The following is a 17,694-nucleotide window of genomic DNA, read 5'->3' as shown; positions in this document are numbered from 1 at the left end:
TAACGCAGTTTCAACGCAGCTTCAGAGTGGAGAGGCCGAACAGCACCAGCATGATGGTGATGATCCAGAAGCGGACCACCACCTGGGTTTCCTTCCAGCCCTTCTGTTCGAAGTGGTGATGCAGGGGCGCCATCAGCAGGATGCGTCGCCCCTCGCCGTAGCGCTTCTTGGTGTATTTGAACCAGCTCACCTGCAGCATCACCGACAGGGTTTCGACGACGAAGACGCCGCCCATGATCAGCAGCACGATTTCCTGGCGCACGATCACCGCCACGGTGCCCAGGGCCGCGCCCAGGGCCAGGGCGCCCACGTCGCCCATGAACACCTCGGCCGGATAGGCGTTGAACCACAGGAAGCCCAGGCCGGCGCCGCACAGGGCGCCGAGGAACACGGCCAGCTCGCCGGCGCCCGGCACATAGGGCAGGAACAGGTACTTGGCGTAGCCGGCGTGGCCGGCGACGTAGGCGAAGACCGCCAGGGCCGCCGCCACCATGACGGTGGGCATGATGGCCAAGCCGTCCAGGCCGTCGGTGAGGTTCACCGCGTTGGAGGTGCCGACGATGACGAAGTAGGTCAGGGTGATGAAGCCGATCACACCCAGGGGATAGGAGAAGGCCTTGAAGAAGGGAATGATCACTTCGGTCTGGGCCGGGCCGGTGGCGGAAAGCCCCAGATAGACGGCGGCTGCCAGGCCGAAGACGGACTGCCAGAAGAACTTCCAGCGGGAAGCCAGGCCGTTGGGGTCCCGGTACACCACCTTCTTCCAGTCGTCGTACCAGCCCACGGCGCCGAAGCCCAGGGTCACCACCAGCACCACCCAGACGTAACGGTTGGAGAGGTCGCCCCAGAGCAGGGTGGTGATGCCGATGGCGATGAGGATGAGGACGCCGCCCATGGTGGGGGTGCCGGTCTTCACCAGATGGGTCTGGGGGCCGTCGGTGCGCACCGCCTGACCGATCTTCTTCGCCGCCAGCCAGCGGATGACGCCGGGACCGGCGACAAAGGAGATGAGCAGGGAGGTCATGGCGGCCAGCACCATGCGCAGGGTGATGTAGTTGAAGACGTTGAAGGCCCGGATATCCTGGCCCAGCCATTGGGCGATCAGCAGCAGCATCAGCTGTTCTCCTTGGAATTTTGGTTGGCGGCCGGCGCCGTCAGGGCGTCCACCACCCGCTCCATCTTCATGAAGCGGGAGCCTTTCACCAGCACGGTGGTGTCGCCGGTCAGTTCGGCCTGCACCGCCTGCACCAGGGCCTCGAGGTTCTTGTAGTGGTGGCCGCCGGCGCCGAAATTGCGCGCCGCCTGGGCCGCGGCCTCGCCCAGGCAGTGCAGCTGGTCCACACCCTGGGACTTGGCGTAGCCGCCGATTTCGTCGTGATACTGGCCGCTCATGGCGCCGATCTCGCCCATGTCGCCCAGCACCAGAATCTTGCGGCCCACGGTGGCGGCCAGCACGTCGATGCCGGCCCGCACCGAATCCGGATTGGCGTTGTAGGTGTCGTCCAGGATGACGGCGCCGGCGGCGGCCTGCTTCTGCTGCAGGCGGCCCTTGACGCCACGGAAGGACTCCAGCCCGCCGACCACGGCCGCCAGGGAGATGCCGCCGGCCAGGGCGGCGGCGGCGGCGGCCACGGCGTTGCGGGCGTTGTGCAGGCCGGGCACCCGCAGGCGGATGGCGGCATTGCCCTTGGGCGAGGTCAGGTCGATGCGGGTTTCCAGGCCGTGCAGCTGCACCTTGCCGCCCACGTCGGCGGGCTTGTCCAGGCCGAAGGTGACGACACGGCGACGCTCGTTCACGCCCTTCCAGTAAGCGGCGAAGGCGTCGTCGGCACTGACCAGGGCGACGCCGCCGGGCTTCAGGCCGGCATAGATGGTGGCCTTTTCCTCGGCCACCTGCTGCAGGTCGCCCATGCCTTCCAGGTGGGCGCGCTGGGCGTTGGTCACCAGGGCCACGGTGGGCTGGGCCAGGCGGGTCAGGTAGCCGATCTCGCCGGGATGGTTCATGCCCATCTCGATGACGCCGGAACGGTGGGTGGTGCGCAGCTTGAGCAGGGTCAGGGGCAGGCCGATGTCGTTGTTGAAGTTGCCCTGGGTCGCCAGCACCACCATGGCCGGATCGTAGCCATCCAGCACGGCCTGGGCCTGGAGGATGGAGGCGATCATTTCCTTGGTGCTGGTCTTGCCGTTGGAGCCGGTGACGGCGATCAGGGGCAGGGAGAACTTGGCCCGCCAATAGCCGGCCAGGGCGCCCAGGGCCAGGCGGGTGTCGGCCACCGCCACCAGGGGCAGGCTGACCTTGCCCTGCAGCTGTTCCACCGTATCCACGGCCACCACGGCGGCGCAGGCGCCCCGCTCGCTGGCCTGGGCCAGGTATTCGTGGCCGTCGAAACGCTCGCCGCGCAGGGCGACGAACAGCTCGCCGCGGCCGACGCTGCGGCTATCGGTGGAAACGCCGCCGAACAGCACGTTGCTGCCGTAGGCGGTGCCGTTGGTGGCCCGGGCCACTTCGAATAGATCCATCATGCTGCCATGCTCCCGGCGCGCTGTTGCAGGGCCCGCGCCACGGCCTCGATGTCCGAATAGGGGCGCCGCACCAGGCCGGCGGCACCCATGATTTCCTGATAGGGCTCGTGGCCCTTGCCGGCCACCAGCACCACGTCGGCCGCGTCCGCCCGCAGCACGGCGTGGGCCACCGCCACCTCCCGCTCCGCCTCCAGCGCCGCCTCCGGCGCTCCGGCGCGGATCTCGGCCAGGATGTCCAGGGGATCTTCGCTGCGGGGGTTGTCGCTGGTCAGCAGCACATCATCGGCCAGGCGGGCAGCGACGCTGCCCATGAGGGGGCGCTTGCCCTTGTCCCGGTCGCCGCCGCAGCCGAAGACGCAGTGCAGGCGGCCGCCCCGGGCTTGGGCCACTTCCCGCAGGGCGGTCAGGGCGTTTTCCAGGGCATCGGGGGAGTGGGCGTAATCCACCACCACCAGGGGCAGGCCCTTGCCGCCAAAACGCTGCATGCGGCCGGCGGGCGGAGTCAGGCGGCACAGGCGCTGGCCCACCGTTTCCAGGGGCAGGCCCAGGGCCAGCAGGGCGCCGGCCACGGCCAGCAGGTTGGCCACGTTGTAGCGGCCCACCAGACCGGTTTCCACCTCCACCCGACCCTGGGGGGCGATCAGGGTGAAGGCCAGGTCTTCGGCGCCATGGCGCAGGTTTTCGGCAGACAGAAGCCAGTCGGCCTCGGGCGCCTGGCGGCCTTCCAGGGTGTAGCCGATGCGCAGGCTGGCGGTGGTCTGGGCCAGCAGCTCCCGGCCGAAGGGATCGTCCAGGTTGATCACCGCCTCGTTCAGCTCGGGCCAGGCGAAGAGCCGCTCCTTGGCGGCGCCGTAGGCGGCCATGGTGCCGTGGTAGTCCAGGTGGTCCCGGGTCAGGTTGGTGAACACGGCGACGGAGAAGCGGGCACCGTGGCAGCGGCCCTGGTCGAGGCCGATGGAAGAGACTTCCATGGCGCAGGCGACGGCGCCGGCAGCCTTGTACTCGGCCAGCAGGCGGTGCAGGGCCAGGGCGTCGGGCGTGGTGTTGGCGGCTTCGCCCAGGGCGTCGGGAAAGCCGTTGCCGAGGGTGCCGATGACGGCGCAGGAGCGGCCAGCGCCGCCCAGGGCCTGGGCGATCCACTGGCTACAGGTGGTCTTGCCGTTGGTGCCGGTGACGCCCACCAGGGCCAACTGCTCCGAAGGCCGGCCATAGACCAGGTTGGCCAGATGGCCGGCAAAGGACTGCAGGTTGTCCACGCCCAGCTGGGGCACGGCGGCCCAGGCGGGATTCCAGGCAAAATCCCGGGCTTCCCAGAAGACGCCGGCAGCGCCCTTCTCCAGGGCGGCGGGAATGAAGCTGCGGCCGTCGGCGGCATGGCCGGGATAGGCGACGAAGACGTCGCCGGGCTGCACCCGGCGGCTGTCGTTCTCCAGCCGGGTGACGGCGACGCCCTGGGCGCGCAGCTGGTCGAGAAGGGCCTGGGCCACGATGGCGCCGCTCACAGGGCCTCCTTGCCGGCATTGGAGCCGGCCACCTGCAGGGCCGCATCCTGGGGCACACCCAGGGTGCGCAGGGCACCGCTCATGATGTTGGCAAAGGTGGGACCGGCCACGTCGCCGCCGAAGTGCTTGCCGCTGGAAGGCTCGTCGATCATCACGGCAACGATCAGGCGGGGGTCGCTGGCCGGGGCCAGGCCGACAAAAGAGGCCACGTACTTGCGGGCGTAGACGCCGCCTTCCAGCTTGTGGGCGGTACCGGTCTTGCCTGCCACCCGGTAGCCGGGGATCTGGGCCTTGGGCGCGGTGCCGCCGGGCTGCACCGCCATTTCCAGCATGGCCCGGACCTCGCGCACGGTCTGGGGCGAGAACACCCGCTCGCCCTTCACCGGATTGCCGTCGCCCTTGAGCAGGGTCAGGGGAATCAGCTCCCCGTCCCGGGCGAACACGGTGTAGGCCCGCACCATCTGCATCAGGGAAACGGAAATGCCATGGCCGTAGCTCATGGTGGCCTGTTCGATGGGGCGCCAGGTCTTCCACGGCCGCAGGCGGCCGCCCACTTCGCCGGGGAAGCCGAGCTTGGGCGCCTGGCCGAAGCCCAGGTTGTCGAACATGGTCCACATTTCCTCGGGCGGGAAGGTGCCTGCCACCTTGGCGATGCCCACGTTGGAGGATTTCTGGATCACCTGGGCCAGGGTCAGCAGGCCGTGGGCGTGGGAGTCGGAAATGGTGGCGGTGCCGATGGTCAGCTTGCCCGGGGCGGTGTTGATGACCGAATCGAAACGGAACTTGCCCTTCTCCAGGGCCAGGGCCGCCGAGAAGGGCTTCATGGTGGAACCGGGTTCGTAGGTGTCGGTGACGGCCCGGTTGCGCAGCTGGGCGCCGGACAGGTTGGCCCGGTTGTTGGGGTTGTAGGTGGGCCAATTGGCCAGGGCCAGGATTTCGCCGCTGCGGGCATCCACCACCACGGCACCACCGGCCTTGGCGTCGTTGTCGTCCACCGCCTGCTTCAGCTGGGAGAAGGCCAGGTACTGGATCTTGGAATCCAGGGCCAGGGTGATGTCCTTGCCGTCCTGGGGCGGCTTCACCGAGCCCACGTCCTCGACGATCTGGCCGCGGCGGTCCTTGATCACGCTGCGGAAACCGGGGCGGCCCAGAAGCTGGTCCTGGAAGGCCAGCTCGACGCCCTCCAGGCCCTTGTCGTCCACGCCGGTGAAGCCGACGATGTGGGCGGTCATGTCGCCGGAGGGGTAGTAGCGGCGGTATTCCTTGTTCTGGTGGATGCCCGGCAGCTTCAGGGCGGCGATGCGCTCCCCGGTGTCCGGCGGGATCTGCCGCTTCAGGTAGACGAAGTTCTTGTCCTCGGCCAGGCGGCGGTTCAGCTCGCGGCCATCCATTTCCAGCATCTTGGCCAGGTTCTGGGACTGCTCCGGGGTCAGCTTGACGTCCGCCGGGATGGCCCAGATGGAGCGCATGGGAGTGGACACGGCCAGCACGTCGCCGTTGCGGTCGGTGATGCGGCCCCGGGAGGCGGAGATTTCCAGCTCCCGGCGATAGCGGGACTCGCCCTTCTCCTGGAGGAAATCGTTGTTGATCACCTGCAGATAGAAGGAACGGCCGGCCAGAACGGCAAAGCCCCCGAGCAAGGCGAGGGCGGCAAGGCGGGAGCGCCAGGCGGGGAAAGCCAGCTGGAGCACCGGGCTTTCGGTGTAGCGGTGGCTGCGGGCCCGGGCCATCTCAGCGGCCTCCTGCGGGCACGTTGATCACCTTCGCCGGCTCCGGCGCATGCATGTGCAGCTTGTCCCGGGCGATTTTCTCGATGCGGGGATGGGTGGCCCAGGTGGACAGTTCCAGCTGCAGTTGGCCCCACTCCACGTCCAGGCTGCGGGCCCGCTCCTGCTCCCCTTCCAGTTCCTGGAACAGCTTGCGCGCCTTGTGCTGGGAGGTGACCACGCCCAGGGCGCAGATCATGGCCGCCAGCAGCAGGAACAGGTTGAGGCGCAGCATCTCAGGCCACCTTCTGGCTCAGGGGCACTGCGGTGCGTTCCGCCACGCGCATGATGGCGCTGCGGGAACGGGGATTGGCCGCCACTTCCTCCTGGGAGGCCCGCACCGCCTTGCCCACCAGCACCAGGGTCGGCTGGGGCAACTGGTCGGCGCGCAGGGGCAGGCCCTTGGGCAGGTGACTGGCAGGCTCAGCTTGGTCACGCAGGAAATTCTTGACGATGCGATCCTCCAGGGAATGGAAGGAAATCACCGCCAGTCGGCCGCCGGGCTTGAGCAGCGCCAGGGCCTGGGAGAGGGCTAGCGAGAGCTCCTGGAGCTCTTGATTGATATGAATCCGTATAGCTTGAAAGCTTCGCGTCGCCGGGTCCTGACCGAGCTCGCGGGTCCGCACGGCTTCAGCGACGAGCGCGGCAAGCTGCCTTGTGGTTGCAACAGGCCGCTCGGACCGAGCAGCCACAATCTTCTTTGCAATCTGCTTAGCAAACCGTTCTTCCCCATAGTCCCTTATAACCTCCGCAATTTCCGTCTCATCGGCGCGGGCCAGCCATTCCGCGGCGGTTTCGCCCCGGGTGGTGTCCATGCGCATGTCGAGAGGGGCATCGAATCTGAAGCTGAAGCCCCGCTCTCCCTCATCGATCTGGGGCGAAGACACTCCGATATCCAGGAGCACCCCGTCCACCAGCCCGATTCCCTGTTGCTGCAACACCTCCCCCATCTCGCTGAAAGGGGTGTGATGCAGCGAAAAACGCTTGTCCTGGATCGACGCCCCGGCCGCGATGGCCCGGGGATCCCGATCGAAAGCCACCAGCCGCCCCTCGGGCCCGAGGGACTCGAGGATCAGCCGGCTGTGCCCGCCGCGGCCGAAAGTGCCGTCCACATAGACGCCCCGCGGGTCAACGCGGAGGGCCGTCACCGCTTCCTGCAGGAGCACGGTGACGTGGGTACTACGTTCGGTGGTCACAGAACAATGCCCTCGAAACTGGCGAGAGCCTCAGGATCCTGGAGCGCCGCCAGGGCCAGCTCGTTCTGCTTGGCCCAGGAGTCCTCGCTCCAGATTTCAAAGTGGTCACCCATACCCACCAGCATCACCTGTTTATCCAGCTTGGCCAGGGAACGCAGGGCGGGAGGGAGAAGAAGACGTCCGGTGGAATCGGCTTCCTGGACGGAAGCGGTCCCCAGGATCACCCGGCGCACCGCGGCGGTGGCGGGATTCATGGTGGCGATCTTGGACAGTTTGTCGGCGATGGGCTGCCATACCGACTCGGGATAGACCTTGAGGCAACCGTGGGGGTGGTAATTGACCACCAGGCGGCCGGCGGAATTGAGGGCGAGCTCGGGCCGGTGACGTGCTGGCACAGCCAGCCGCCCCTTCGCATCCAGACTCAGCGTATCCGCCCCTTGAAACATGACTTCCCCTGGTTTCCCCCGAGGTCCTTCGGCAGGCGGGAGGATTTCGCTCACTCCACAATTCACCACCGAACACCACGTTTCACCACTTTAGTGCACTCAAACCTTAGCGTCAATGGGGAAATGGCATTTTTTTCTTTTGCGACAAGGGCTTACAGCGCTTTCTGACAAAATTTTACAGAAAAAATTTCCTTAAAAATCAATATTGATACAAATCAAACTGAAAGTACTTTATTAGGAGTTGAAGGGCGCTATCCGCCCTCCGGGCATCCCATGCCATCGGGGTGACAGGCAAAACGACGAGCGCAAGAAAGAAGGATGGGGACAAGCTGAAAGAACGACGGGCGAACGCCTGCCGGCCCCGGCCACGGGCGGGGGTCTGGGAAATACGGGAAGGGATGTGAAGCTGGCCGATAAGCCGGGTTCTGTTGGGCGTTGGAGGCGAACCTCCGCCGCCTGGCAGCCATTCCTCTAGGCGCCGTGTTACCACGGCGCTCAAGCAGCCTACCCGGGAGCAGCGCGAGCCACGCCTGATGCTCCCCTATTTGGCCTTGCTCCGGATGGGGTTTACCGTGCCGTCTGTGTCGCCACAGCCGCGGTGGGCTCTTACCCCGAACCGGCTGTCGCCGGCCCGTCCGGACCTGAGGTCCGGCCACCGTTTCACCCTTGCCTGATCCCCGGTTTGCACCGGAGCCATCGGCGGTCTGCTCTCTGTTGCACTTTCCGTCGCCTTCGCCTTGCGGCTTATAGCGCCTGGCCGTTAGCCAGCATCCCGCTCTATGGAGCCCGGACTTTCCTCTCGGTACGAATACCCAGCGGCTGCCTGGCCAGCTTCACCCCGCCATTATACGGACTTGGCGCGCCGCCCCGGACGGAATTGCCAGGTATCGGCGTAATAGTCCGGATTTTCGTTGTCCGGGGTCACCCCGGGCAGGCCCAGCAGCGGCAGGGGCTGCAGCTCCCGGGGCCGGCCGTGGCGGCCGGCGGCCAGCTCGGTCGCCAGGCGCGCATCCAGGGCCGAGAGGTCACCCCGGTCCACCGCCGCCAGGGCTGCCGCATCCACCTCGTAGAGAACCGCCTTGGCCGTCAGCCCGCGAAAAGGGGCCAGCAGGGATTCATAGGTGGCGTGGCCGAACACCACCACCCGCAGGGAAGCGGACAGGTCCGCCCGGCGCTGCCAGAACAGGTCCTGCCAGCGAAACTCCCGCAGCAACTGCAACAGGGAAGGATCGCTGGACAGTACCAGGGCGCCGCACTCGTCGAAATGGGTCATGGCATCCCGGGCGCCGCCGCGCCCACTCCCCGGGGCACCGTCCCCGGCTGCCGCCAGGGCCTGCTGGTGGCGGCCGTTGATGGCCTGCTTGCTCAGGGGAAAGGCACACCACACCAGGGCGTTGAAGAAGTCATGCCAGTTGTCGGGCCGGGTTTCCACCTGGCCGTTGGCGCCGATGCGCGCCTCGTAGCCCAGGCCGTCGTCCCGGGGCGGCGGAAAACTCAGGGGATGGCCGGTGGCCGAGCGCAACTTCAAGCCCGCCGCCAGCGCCGTCAGGCCGGCCAGGGCGGCGGCATCGGGCACCGGCGGCCAGGGCGGCTGCAGCCGCGCCAGCCAGGGAGCCAGAGGCGCGAAGAGGGGATTGGCGTAGGGAGCCGGCCGGCTCACTGCTGGGTCGGCGCGGGCACGGCGGGAGCCGCTGCGGCGGGTTCCGTGGCAGGGGCCGGCACCGCTTCCGCCGCCGCAGCCGGCGGCGTCACAGGTTTGGGTTCCGGGGTGAAGACAAAGCGGTCGCCCTTCTCCTCGAACACGCCCACCTTGTCGCCCAAACCTTCCTGGGGGGCCGCCGCCAGCTTCTGGAAGCCTTTGCAGGTCTGGGTTTCGGTGAGGAAATAGGCCTCGCCCTGCTTCAGCACGAAGGTGCCGGGACCGGGCTGCCACAGCTCGACCCTGGTGTTGCGGGGAGCCGGATTGAGCAGGTGGATGCGCTGGCAGTCCGGCAGGCGGGCGGCGATGACGGCGAACTTCACCGTCTTCTCCCAGAAGAAGTTCTGCTCCCGGGAGACGCTGATGGCGTGGTCGCGGCCATCGATGCGATAGGCGGCGGCGTCATTGATGCAGCCGGCCAGCAGGGGCAGGGACAGCAGGGGCAGGAGCAGCAGGGGCTTCTTCATGGCAGGCATCCTCGGGGAGGCTGTGGAGCGGTCAGGTCGTCAGGCGACGAAGGTCCAGGGCAGGCTCTCGCCGGCCCGCAGGGGGGTCAGGCTGTCGCCGCTCAGGTAGGCCAGGCTGGCAGGCACGGCCTGGGCCTTCTTTTCCAGGGTGATTTTGCCGCTGTTGCGCGGCAGGCCGTAGAAGTCGGCGCCGTGGAAGCTGGCGAAGCCCTCCAGCTTGTCCAGGGCGCCCGCATTGTCGAAGGCCTCGGCATACAGTTCCATGGCATGCAGGGCGGTGTAGCAGCCGGCACAGCCGCAGGCCGCCTCCTTGGCGCCGGTGGCATGGGGCGCCGAGTCGGTGCCGAGGAAGAACTTGGGATTGCCGGAGATGGCCGCCTGCACCAGGGCCTGGCGGTGGGTCTCGCGCTTGAGCACCGGCAGGCAGTACCAGTGGGGCCGCACGCCGCCCTGGAAGATGGCGTTGCGGTTGTAGAGCAGGTGGTGGGCGGTGATGGTGGCGCCGATGTTGGCGCCGCTCTCGGCAACGAAGGCCGCCGCGTCGGCGGTGGTGATGTGCTCGAACACCACCTTGAGGCCCGGGAAGTCCTTCAGCAGGGGCATCATGACGGTGTCGATGAAGGCCTTTTCCCGGTCGAAGAGATCGATGGCCGGATCGGTGACTTCACCGTGCACCAGCAGGGGCAGGCCCCGCTTTTCCATCTCGGCCAGGGCCGCCGAGCACTTGGCCAGGCTGGTGACGCCGGCGTCGGAATTGGTGGTGGCGCCGGCGGGGTACAGCTTGACCGCCTTGACGAAGCCGGAAGCCACGGCGGCGGCGATTTCACCGGCCGGGGTGTTGTCCGTCAGGTACAGGGTCATCAGGGGCTCGAAGCTCATGCCGGCCGGCAGGGCCGCCAGGATGCGCTGGCGGTAGGCGGCAGCCTGCTCCACCGTGGTCACCGGCGGCTTCAGGTTGGGCATGACGATGGCCCGGGCGAACTGGCGGGCGGTATGGGGCAGCACGGCGGCCAGGGCTTCGCCGTCGCGCAGGTGCAGGTGCCAGTCGTCGGGACGGGTGATGGTGATTTGCATGGAAGTTCTTCGTCAAAGGGCCTTGCGGCTGATAAACGTAATTTTAGCTGCCGCCCTGCCCCACTGTCTGTAGGGACTTGGCGGGCCGCTGCGGCGCTCGCCTCAGCCGGCGTCCTTGAGGGCCAGGGCCTTCTGGTACAGCTCGTTCTTGGAGACGCCGGTGATTTCGGCGGCCAGCTTGGCGCACTGCTTCACCGGCAGGCCTTCCGTCAGCAGCAGCTTGAGCACCCGCTCGCCGGCGCCGTCGTCCGCACCCTCCGGCGCGCCCTCCACCAGCAGCACGAACTCGCCGCGCTGGCGGTTGGCGTCGGCCTTCAGCCATTCCAGGGCCTCGCCCAGGGGGCAGGCGTGGATGGTCTCGAACAGTTTGGTCAGCTCCCGGGCGAAGACGATGGTGCGTTCGGGGCCGAAGGCAGCGGCCAGGGCCTCCACCGATTCAAGCACCCGGTGGGGCGCCTCGTAGAAGACCAGGGTGTAGGGCAGGGCCGCCAGGGCTTCCAGCTCCTTCTGGCGCTGGCCGGCCTTGGCCGGGAGGAAGCCGTAGAAGAGGAAATGGGGCGCCATCAGGCCGGAGGCGGAGAGGGCCGTCACCGCGGCGCAGGCGCCGGGCAGGGGCACCACCTTGAAGCCCGCCTCCCGCACCCGGGCGACGATGCGGGCGCCGGGGTCGGAGACGGCGGGGGTGCCGGCATCGGAGACCAGGGCCACGGCCTCGCCGGCGGCCAGCTTGTCGATGACCCCTTGGGCGGCCTGTTCCTCGTTGTGCTGGTGGGCCGGCAGCAGGCGGGCGCCGCTGCCGAAGTGGCGCAGCAGGGGCTGGCTGTGACGGGTGTCCTCGGCGGCAACCCAGGGCACCGCCTTGAGCACCTCCACGGCGCGCAGGCTCATGTCCTGGAGATTCCCCAGGGGGGTGGGGACCACATACAATGCAGATTCAATTGTCATCAATACTCGCGAGCCGGACCGTGAACACAGGCGCCAAAGATACCACGGCAGCAGCCCCCTCCCCCGCCCGGGACCAGCGGCAGGCCGACGGCAGCCTAGCCGAGGCGCGGGCCGCCGCCTGGCTGGAGGGCCGGGGACTGAAGGTGCTGGCGCGCAACTACCGGGTCAGGGGCGGCGAAATCGACCTGGTCTGCCGCGACGGCCGCACCACGGTCTTCGTCGAGGTGCGCCTGCGCCGCAACGGGGATTTCGGCGGCGCCGCCGCCAGCATCACCCGGAAGAAGCAGCAGCGCCTGATCCTGGCGGCCCGCCACTGGCTGCAGGAACAGGGCGACAGCGCCTGCCGTTTCGACTGCGTGCTGTTGCAGGGCGAGGCGGCGAGCGCCCCCTTGGAATGGCTCAAGAATGCCTTCGACGCCGATTAGGACCTTCCTGCTCTCGTGCATGTTGCTGGCGGCGCCCGTGGGAGCCGCCGAGGTGCGCATCCTGGTGCAGAGCTCGCCCCTGGCCGGCAGCCAGTATTACGGCAGCGACACCCTGTGGCCGGCCATGGCCGTGGGCGATCCCCTGACCCTGCACCGGGAACCGGACAATCCCCACGATCCCCGGGCGGTGCGGGTGGAGTGGCGCAAGGCCAAGCTGGGCTACCTGCCCCGGGCGGAAAACGCCGCCGTGGCCGCCGCCCTGGACCGGGGCGAAGTGCTGGAAGCCCGCATCAGCCGGCTGACCCGCCACAGGAATCCCTGGCGGCGGGTGGAGGTGCAGGTATGGGTGCGCCTGTAGCTGTGGCGAAAAGAAAGTAGGCATGGCCCGGGAGGCAGGAAAGACGGCCATCCCCGCGATGCCATGCCGAGAAAGCGCATGCCTGCTACCTCTCCAGGCAGCCCCCTGAAAACGACAAGGGCACAGAATCACCTTCTCGGTGACCTCTGTGCCCTCTGTGGCCAACGCTTTTAAATCAGCGTCAGATCCAGCTCACCAGCCCGTACTGTTTCTTGCCCCGGCGCAGGATGGTGAAGCGGCCGAAGAGGCGCTCGCCTTCGCCGATCTGGTGCTCGATGCCTTCCACCTTCTGGCCGTTGATGGCCACGCTGCCGCTCTGGATGAAGGTGCGGGCTTCGGACTTGGACTTGGCCAGGTTGGCCGCCACCAGGGCGTCGATGAGGCCGCCCTGGGCCTTGTCGATGGCGACGCCGGGCATGCCGTCCTGGGCCAGCTGCTCCAGGTCGTTTTCCGTCAAAGAGGCCAGTTCGCCGGAGAACAGGCTGTGGGAAATGCGCTGGGCTGCCTTGAGGGCCTCGTCGCCGTGCACCAGGCGGGTGGCTTCCTCGGCCAGGATGCGCTGGGCTTCGGGCTTGCCGCCGCCGGTCTTGTCCGTCGCTTCGATTTCGGCGATGCGGGTCAGGGGCAGGAAGGTGAAGAACTTGAGGAACTTGTAGACGTCCGCGTCGCTGGTGTTGAGCCAGAACTGGTAGAAGGCGTAGGGCGAAGTCTTTTTCGGGTCGAGCCAGACGGCGCCGGATTCGGTCTTGCCGAACTTGGTGCCGTCGGCCTTGGTGATCAGCGGCACGGTCATGCCGTACACCTGCTGCTGGTGCAGGCGGCGGGTCAGGTCGGTGCCGGCGACGATGTTGCCCCACTGGTCGGAGCCGCCCACCTGCAGGATGCAGCCGAAGCGCTTGTACAGCTCGGCGAAGTCGTAGCCCTGCAGCAGACTGTAGGAGAACTCGGTGTAGGAGATGCCCTGGTCTTCCCGCTCCAGGCGCTGCTGCACCGATTCCTTCTTGATCATGGCATTCACCGAGAAGTGCTTGCCGATGTCGCGCAGGAATTCCAGGCAGTTCATGCCGCTGAACCACTCGTAGTTGTTGGCCATGCGGGCGGCGTTGGGGCCGTCGAACTTGAGGAAGGGCATCACCTGGCCGCGGATCTTCTCCACCCAGGTGGCAATCACGTCGGGGGTGTTGAGCTTGCGCTCGGTGGCCTTGAAGCTGGGGTCGCCGATCATGCCGGTGGCACCGCCCACCAGGGCGATGGGCTTGTGGCCGGCTTCCTGGAAGCGCTTCAGGATCAGCACCGGCACCAGATGGCCCAGGTGCAGGCTGTCGGCGGTGGGATCGAAGCCGCAATAGAGGGTCACCGACTCCTGGGTCAGCAGTTGATCGAGCGCCTGGGCGTCGGTCAGCTGGGCGATGAGCCCGCGATCGTGCAGATCCTGGATGAGGGGGGACTTGTACATTGCTATTTCTCCACGGCAGAACGGCTGGCCGCCCGGTGGCGGCCGCAAAGACGGGAGATTTTACCAGAGCCGGGGCGCCAGGCTGGCGCCGCCGGGCCGGTGAGGGAGAAAAGGGGGGAGCGGCGGGACCGCCTCAGGCCACCTTGAGGCTTTTGCGGTAGCGGCTCAGGTCCTGCACCGTCTCGAAGGTCTGGTCGAAGAGGCTGGAGAGGTTGCGCAGGATGCCGCCCACCACCCGGACTTCCCAGGTCTTGTCGAAACAGATCTGGGTGTCGAGCCAGCGTTCCAGCCATTCCGGGTCCGGCAGGCGGCTTTGCACCGTGTCGTTGGGGAAGAGGCTCTGGTTAACGTGCAGGTTGGTGGGGTGCAGGGGCTTGCCGGAACGGCCGCTGGCGGCCATCAGCATGCCCAGCTTGGCGAAGGCGGCCCGGGCGCTGTCGCCGAACTTGTCGATGGCCCGCTTCATGTACTTGAGGTAGGCCCCGCCGTGGCGGGCCTCGTCCCGGGAGATGTGGTCGTAGATGGCCTTGATCACCGGTTCGGTGTGCCATTCGCTGGCCCGGCGGTACCACTGGGTCAGACGCACTTCGCCGCAGAAATGCAGCATCAGGGTTTCCAGGGGCGGGGCCGGGTCGAACTCGAAGCGCACGGCGTGCAGCTCCTCCTCCGTCGGCACCAGCTCGGGACGGAAGCGGCGCAGGTATTCCTGCAGCACCAGGGAATGCTTCTGCTCTTCGTAGAACCAGATGGACATGAAGGCGGAAAAGTCGGAATCGTCCTTGTTGTCCCGCAGGAACATCTCCGTGGCCGGCAGGGCGGACCATTCGGTGATGGCGTTCATCTTGATGGTGATGGCCTGCTCGTCGGAGAGCAGGCCGGCGTCGAACTGGTCCCAGGGAATGTCGTCGGCCATGTTCCAGCGGGCTTTTTCCAGGCTGGTGAAGAGTTCCGGGTAGAGCATTTTTATGTTTTCTCTGTTGGAGTTGGGGGCGCGCAGCTAGAGACAGCGCCAATGCCGCCCGGTTCCCTGCTTTTTTGCAGCGTCCGCCTCCGTGCGGAGGCCTGGGCCGGGAACCCGGAGCCGCCAGTTGCTGTCTTGAGTAAGCCGGGCTGCTGGCCTGGAGCCATCGACCTGCCCCTGCCCGGAGGATTCATGCCCCGACTTGCCGCCCGAGTTCTGCCCGCCCTCCTCGTCCTGTTCAGCCTGATAGGAACCGCCATGCCGGCCAGCGCCGCCGATTGTCCTCCCCTGCTGCAGCACACCTTCCCCGCCCTGCAGGACGAAAAGCCCCAGCCCCTCTGCCAGTACGCCGGCAAAGTGCTGCTGGTGGTCAATACCGCCTCCTACTGCGGCTTCACCAACCAGTACGACGGCCTGGAAGACCTTTACGCCGAACTGAAGGGCCAGGGCCTGGTGGTGCTGGGCTTCCCGGCCAACGACTTCGGCCAGCAGGAACCGGGCTCCAACCAGGAGATCGCCGATTTCTGCCGCCTCACCTACGGCGTGCGCTTCCCCATGCTGGCCAAGACCTCGGTGGTGGGCAAGGACGCCACCCCCTTCTACCAGGCCCTGGCCAAGACCACCGGCCAGGTGCCGCAATGGAATTTCCACAAGTACCTGATCGACCGCAGCGGCAAGACCGTGCTGTCCTTCGGCAGCCGCACCACGCCCAACGACCCCCAGTTGCGCCAGGCCATCCAGCGTTTCCTGGCCCAGCCCTGAACGACAAAAAGGCGCCACGCCGCCCCAACCCCACGGAGAGACGATATGAATGCACCGGACAAGATGTTCCACCTGCCCGATGTCCAGGCCACCCCGGATCAGCGCCAGCTGGCGATCCAGAAGGTGGGCGTGAAGGGCCTGCGCTATCCCCTGGCCCTGGCCGCCGCCGACGGCGCCGTGCAGCACACGGTGGCCGAGCTGACCATGGCCGTGGGCCTGGCGCCGGAGGTGAAGGGCACCCACATGTCCCGCTTCGTCGAAATTCTCGAACGCCCCCGGGGCGCCCTGCAGGCGGCGGACCTGCCGGCCCTGCTGCAGGAGATGCTGGGCCACCTGCAGGCCGAGAGCGGCAGCATCGACCTGGCCTTCCCCTACTTCATCGCCAAGGCGGCCCCGGTTTCCGGCGTTTCCAGCCTGCTCGACTACGACGTGCGCCTGCAGGTGGAGCAACAGCCCGGCGCCCCGATCCGCACCACCCTGGCGGTGACCGCCCCGGTCACCAGCCTCTGCCCCTGCTCCAAAAAAATTTCCGAATACGGCGCCCACAACCAGCGCTCCCACATCACCATCAGCGCCGAACTGCGCCAGCCCATGGCGGTGGAGGAACTGGTGCGCCTGGCCGAGGAGGAAGCCTCCTGCGAGGTCTTCGGCCTCTTGAAGCGCCCGGACGAGAAGTGGGTCACCGAACGGGCCTACGACAATCCCAAGTTCGTCGAGGACCTGGTGCGGGACATCGCCCTGCGCCTTATGGCCGAGCCCCGCATCGGCCGCTGGTCGGTGGCTTCGGAGAATTTCGAGTCCATCCACAACCACTCGGCCTACGCCGAGCTGTGCGGCGAAAATGTCTGAGATCCGGTGCCTGAAACCCGGCGCCTGAGGCCCGACCGCCAAGACCCGGCGACCTGAGGCAGGGCAAGGGATTCATCCAAGCCATGCCCTGAAACGCAAGAGGGGCGCCATTCTCCGGCATGCATTGCCGAAGAATGGCGCCCCTTCTGCTTTAGCGGGCACCCGTTGTAAAACGACGCCTCAGAACAGGAAGGGCTGCTTTTCCTGGGCCTGAGCCGGCGCCACCGCCCCCTCGCCGTTGGCGAAGACCTTGACCTGGCGCGGCTTCAGCCACACCTGCTGGCCGGCCGTCAGGCCCAGCACCTGCTGGCGTTCCCGGGTCAGTTCCACTTCCACCAGTTCACCCTGGTGGATCACCTCCACCCGCACCAGGGGGCCGATGGTCTGCACGTAGCTGACCTTGGCCTCCAGGGATTCGGGCGTGGCCACGGTGTCGATGTCGATATCGTGGGGGCGGATGAAGGCCACCGCCTCCTGGCCGGCGGGCACGTCGTCCCGGGCCACCTCGGCCCAGGCGCCATGGACCCGGCTGTGGAAGACGTTCACGTTGCCGAGGAACTGATAGACGAAGGGACTGGCCGGGTTGGAATAGACCTCGTCCGGGGAACCCACCTGTTCGATGCGGCCCTTGTTCATCACCACCACCCGGTCCGCCACTTCCAGGGCCTCTTCCTGGTCGTGGGTGACGAAGACGGAGGAGATGTGCATCTCGTCGTGCAGGCGGCGCAGCCAGCGGCGCAGTTCCTTGCGCACCTTGGTGTCGAGGGCGCCGAAGGGCTCGTCCAGCAGCAGCACCTTGGGTTCCACCGCCAGGGCCCGGGCCAGGGCGATGCGCTGACGCTGACCGCCGGAAAGCTGGGTCGGGTAGCGGTCCGCCAGCCAGTCCAGCTGCACCAGGGAGAGCAGGTCCATGACCCGCTTGCGGATCTCGGACTCGCTGGGCCGCTCCTTGCGCGGCTTGACCCGCAGACCGAAGGCCACGTTCTCGAACACGTTCATGTGGCGGAACAGGGCGTAGTGCTGGAAGACGAAGCCCACCTGGCGCTCCCGGGCATGGAGGTGGGTGGCCTCGCTGCCCTCGAACATGACCTGGCCCTCGTCCGCCGTTTCCATGCCGGCGATGATGCGCAGCAGGGTGGTCTTGCCGCAGCCGGAGGGGCCCAGCAGGGCCACCAGCTCGCCGGTGGGGATGGAAAGGGAGACGTCGTCGAGGGCGACGAAGTTGCCGAAACGCTTGGCGATGTTGCGGATTTCGATACTCATGG

General features: G+C 67.3%; 18 protein-coding genes and 1 other RNA gene. 4 read left to right on the top strand and 15 right to left on the bottom strand.

Annotated features, from left to right (window positions below):
* Positions 1-10 precede the first annotated feature (10 nt).
* From mraY to rsmI, 12 genes are all read right to left on the bottom strand, one after another.
* Positions 11-1,114: a phospho-N-acetylmuramoyl-pentapeptide-transferase gene (mraY, locus tag ACLSSQ_RS03620; RefSeq protein WP_014235362.1), complete on the bottom strand. Its 1,104-nt coding sequence runs from the start codon at positions 1,112-1,114 to the stop codon at positions 11-13.
* A complete protein-coding gene (locus ACLSSQ_RS03615) occupies positions 1,114-2,523 on the bottom strand; it encodes a UDP-N-acetylmuramoyl-tripeptide--D-alanyl-D-alanine ligase (protein ID WP_152089817.1) in 1,410 nt (469 codons plus the stop codon). Before ACLSSQ_RS03615 ends, mraY begins: the two co-directional genes overlap by 1 nt.
* Positions 2,520-4,025 carry a UDP-N-acetylmuramoyl-L-alanyl-D-glutamate--2,6-diaminopimelate ligase gene (locus tag ACLSSQ_RS03610; protein ID WP_416243816.1) on the bottom strand — a complete coding sequence of 502 codons (1,506 nt, stop codon included), beginning with the start codon at positions 4,023-4,025 and terminating at the stop codon, positions 2,520-2,522. The genes ACLSSQ_RS03615 and ACLSSQ_RS03610 overlap by 4 nt, the downstream gene beginning before the upstream one ends.
* Positions 4,022-5,755, bottom strand: coding sequence for a peptidoglycan D,D-transpeptidase FtsI family protein (locus tag ACLSSQ_RS03605; protein ID WP_130459178.1), 1,734 nt, complete (start codon positions 5,753-5,755; stop codon positions 4,022-4,024). Before ACLSSQ_RS03605 ends, ACLSSQ_RS03610 begins: the two co-directional genes overlap by 4 nt.
* Before the next feature lies 1 nt (position 5,756).
* Positions 5,757-6,026 (bottom strand): cell division protein FtsL, encoded by a 270-nt coding sequence (gene ftsL, locus ACLSSQ_RS03600; RefSeq protein WP_014235366.1) that lies wholly within the window; start codon positions 6,024-6,026, stop codon positions 5,757-5,759.
* Between the two features lies 1 nt (position 6,027).
* A complete protein-coding gene (gene rsmH / locus ACLSSQ_RS03595) occupies positions 6,028-6,987 on the bottom strand; it encodes a 16S rRNA (cytosine(1402)-N(4))-methyltransferase RsmH (protein WP_416243815.1) in 960 nt (319 codons plus the stop codon).
* A complete protein-coding gene (gene mraZ / locus ACLSSQ_RS03590) occupies positions 6,984-7,433 on the bottom strand; it encodes a division/cell wall cluster transcriptional repressor MraZ (RefSeq protein ID WP_014235368.1) in 450 nt (149 codons plus the stop codon). Before mraZ ends, rsmH begins: the two co-directional genes overlap by 4 nt.
* 398 nt (positions 7,434-7,831) lie before the next feature.
* An RNA gene (rnpB, locus tag ACLSSQ_RS03585) (RNase P RNA component class A) lies at positions 7,832-8,268 on the bottom strand.
* A 9-nt stretch (positions 8,269-8,277) separates the two neighbouring features.
* The gene (locus ACLSSQ_RS03580; protein ID WP_416243814.1) at positions 8,278-9,093 is read right to left on the bottom strand and encodes a DUF3025 domain-containing protein; all 816 of its coding nucleotides are present in this window, start codon (positions 9,091-9,093) and stop codon (positions 8,278-8,280) included.
* Positions 9,090-9,599, bottom strand: coding sequence for a hypothetical protein (locus ACLSSQ_RS03575; RefSeq protein WP_152089820.1), 510 nt, complete (start codon positions 9,597-9,599; stop codon positions 9,090-9,092). The genes ACLSSQ_RS03580 and ACLSSQ_RS03575 overlap by 4 nt, the downstream gene beginning before the upstream one ends.
* Before the next feature lie 39 nt (positions 9,600-9,638).
* Positions 9,639-10,673 (bottom strand): dihydroorotase, encoded by a 1,035-nt coding sequence (gene pyrC, locus ACLSSQ_RS03570; RefSeq protein ID WP_416243813.1) that lies wholly within the window; start codon positions 10,671-10,673, stop codon positions 9,639-9,641.
* A 102-nt stretch (positions 10,674-10,775) separates the two neighbouring features.
* Entirely contained in the window at positions 10,776-11,618 is an 843-nt protein-coding gene (gene rsmI, locus ACLSSQ_RS03565; protein ID WP_416243812.1) for a 16S rRNA (cytidine(1402)-2'-O)-methyltransferase, read from the bottom strand.
* A 20-nt stretch (positions 11,619-11,638) separates the two neighbouring features.
* Between rsmI and ACLSSQ_RS03560 the strand changes: the two genes are divergently transcribed.
* Together ACLSSQ_RS03560 and ACLSSQ_RS03555 are read left to right on the top strand one after the other, a co-directional pair.
* Entirely contained in the window at positions 11,639-12,043 is a 405-nt protein-coding gene (locus tag ACLSSQ_RS03560; RefSeq protein ID WP_416243811.1) for a YraN family protein, read from the top strand.
* Between the two features lie 37 nt (positions 12,044-12,080).
* The gene (locus ACLSSQ_RS03555) at positions 12,081-12,401 is read left to right on the top strand and encodes an HIRAN domain-containing protein (RefSeq protein WP_416243810.1); all 321 of its coding nucleotides are present in this window, start codon (positions 12,081-12,083) and stop codon (positions 12,399-12,401) included.
* Positions 12,402-12,582: 181 nt separating this feature from the next.
* Here ACLSSQ_RS03555 and tyrS read toward each other — a convergent pair whose 3' ends face one another.
* Together tyrS and ACLSSQ_RS03545 are read right to left on the bottom strand one after the other, a co-directional pair.
* A complete protein-coding gene (gene tyrS, locus ACLSSQ_RS03550; RefSeq protein ID WP_416243809.1) occupies positions 12,583-13,857 on the bottom strand; it encodes a tyrosine--tRNA ligase in 1,275 nt (424 codons plus the stop codon).
* Between the two features lie 133 nt (positions 13,858-13,990).
* Positions 13,991-14,818, bottom strand: a complete 828-nt coding sequence (locus tag ACLSSQ_RS03545) for a ferritin-like domain-containing protein (RefSeq protein WP_416243808.1) — start codon at positions 14,816-14,818, stop codon at positions 13,991-13,993.
* Positions 14,819-15,010: 192 nt separating this feature from the next.
* Here ACLSSQ_RS03545 and ACLSSQ_RS03540 point away from each other — a divergent pair, with 192 nt between their 5' ends.
* The gene (locus ACLSSQ_RS03540) at positions 15,011-15,580 is read left to right on the top strand and encodes a glutathione peroxidase (protein ID WP_416243807.1); all 570 of its coding nucleotides are present in this window, start codon (positions 15,011-15,013) and stop codon (positions 15,578-15,580) included.
* 45 nt (positions 15,581-15,625) lie between these two features.
* Positions 15,626-16,429, top strand: a complete 804-nt coding sequence (folE2, locus tag ACLSSQ_RS03535) for a GTP cyclohydrolase FolE2 (RefSeq protein WP_152089826.1) — start codon at positions 15,626-15,628, stop codon at positions 16,427-16,429.
* A gap of 180 nt (positions 16,430-16,609) precedes the next feature.
* On the opposite strand, the gene ACLSSQ_RS03530 is transcribed toward folE2, so the two are convergent.
* The gene (locus ACLSSQ_RS03530; protein WP_130459187.1) at positions 16,610-17,692 is read right to left on the bottom strand and encodes a sulfate/molybdate ABC transporter ATP-binding protein; all 1,083 of its coding nucleotides are present in this window, start codon (positions 17,690-17,692) and stop codon (positions 16,610-16,612) included.
* Between the last annotated feature and the right edge of the window lie 2 nt (positions 17,693-17,694).

This window comes from Azospira sp. APE16, from assembly GCF_047901315.1.
In the GTDB taxonomy this organism is placed as follows: Bacteria; Pseudomonadota; Gammaproteobacteria; order Burkholderiales; family Rhodocyclaceae; genus Azospira; species Azospira oryzae.
The sequence above is the reverse complement of the archived record's forward strand: the minus strand, read 5'-3'. Positions and strand labels throughout refer to the sequence as shown.

Bases quoted from the DNA above. Each gene is read 5' to 3' on its own strand.
- ACLSSQ_RS03575 (WP_152089820.1), bottom strand. From the start codon at position 9,599: ATGAAGAAGCCCCTGCTGCTCCTGCCCCTGCTGTCCCTGCCCCTGCTG.
- pyrC (WP_416243813.1), bottom strand. From the start codon at position 10,673: ATGCAAATCACCATCACCCGTCCCGACGACTGGCACCTGCACCTGCGC.
- ACLSSQ_RS03545 (WP_416243808.1), bottom strand. From the start codon at position 14,818: ATGCTCTACCCGGAACTCTTCACCAGCCTGGAAAAAGCCCGCTGGAAC.
- ACLSSQ_RS03605 (WP_130459178.1), bottom strand. From the start codon at position 5,755: ATGGCCCGGGCCCGCAGCCACCGCTACACCGAAAGCCCGGTGCTCCAG.
- ftsL (WP_014235366.1), bottom strand. From the start codon at position 6,026: ATGCTGCGCCTCAACCTGTTCCTGCTGCTGGCGGCCATGATCTGCGCC.
- mraZ (WP_014235368.1), bottom strand. From the start codon at position 7,433: ATGTTTCAAGGGGCGGATACGCTGAGTCTGGATGCGAAGGGGCGGCTG.
- rsmI (WP_416243812.1), bottom strand. From the start codon at position 11,618: ATGACAATTGAATCTGCATTGTATGTGGTCCCCACCCCCCTGGGGAAT.
- tyrS (WP_416243809.1), bottom strand. From the start codon at position 13,857: ATGTACAAGTCCCCCCTCATCCAGGATCTGCACGATCGCGGGCTCATC.
- ACLSSQ_RS03540 (WP_416243807.1), top strand. From the start codon at position 15,011: ATGCCCCGACTTGCCGCCCGAGTTCTGCCCGCCCTCCTCGTCCTGTTC.
- ACLSSQ_RS03615 (WP_152089817.1), bottom strand. From the start codon at position 2,523: ATGATGGATCTATTCGAAGTGGCCCGGGCCACCAACGGCACCGCCTAC.
- mraY (WP_014235362.1), bottom strand. From the start codon at position 1,114: ATGCTGCTGCTGATCGCCCAATGGCTGGGCCAGGATATCCGGGCCTTC.
- ACLSSQ_RS03530 (WP_130459187.1), bottom strand. From the start codon at position 17,692: ATGAGTATCGAAATCCGCAACATCGCCAAGCGTTTCGGCAACTTCGTC.
- folE2 (WP_152089826.1), top strand. From the start codon at position 15,626: ATGAATGCACCGGACAAGATGTTCCACCTGCCCGATGTCCAGGCCACC.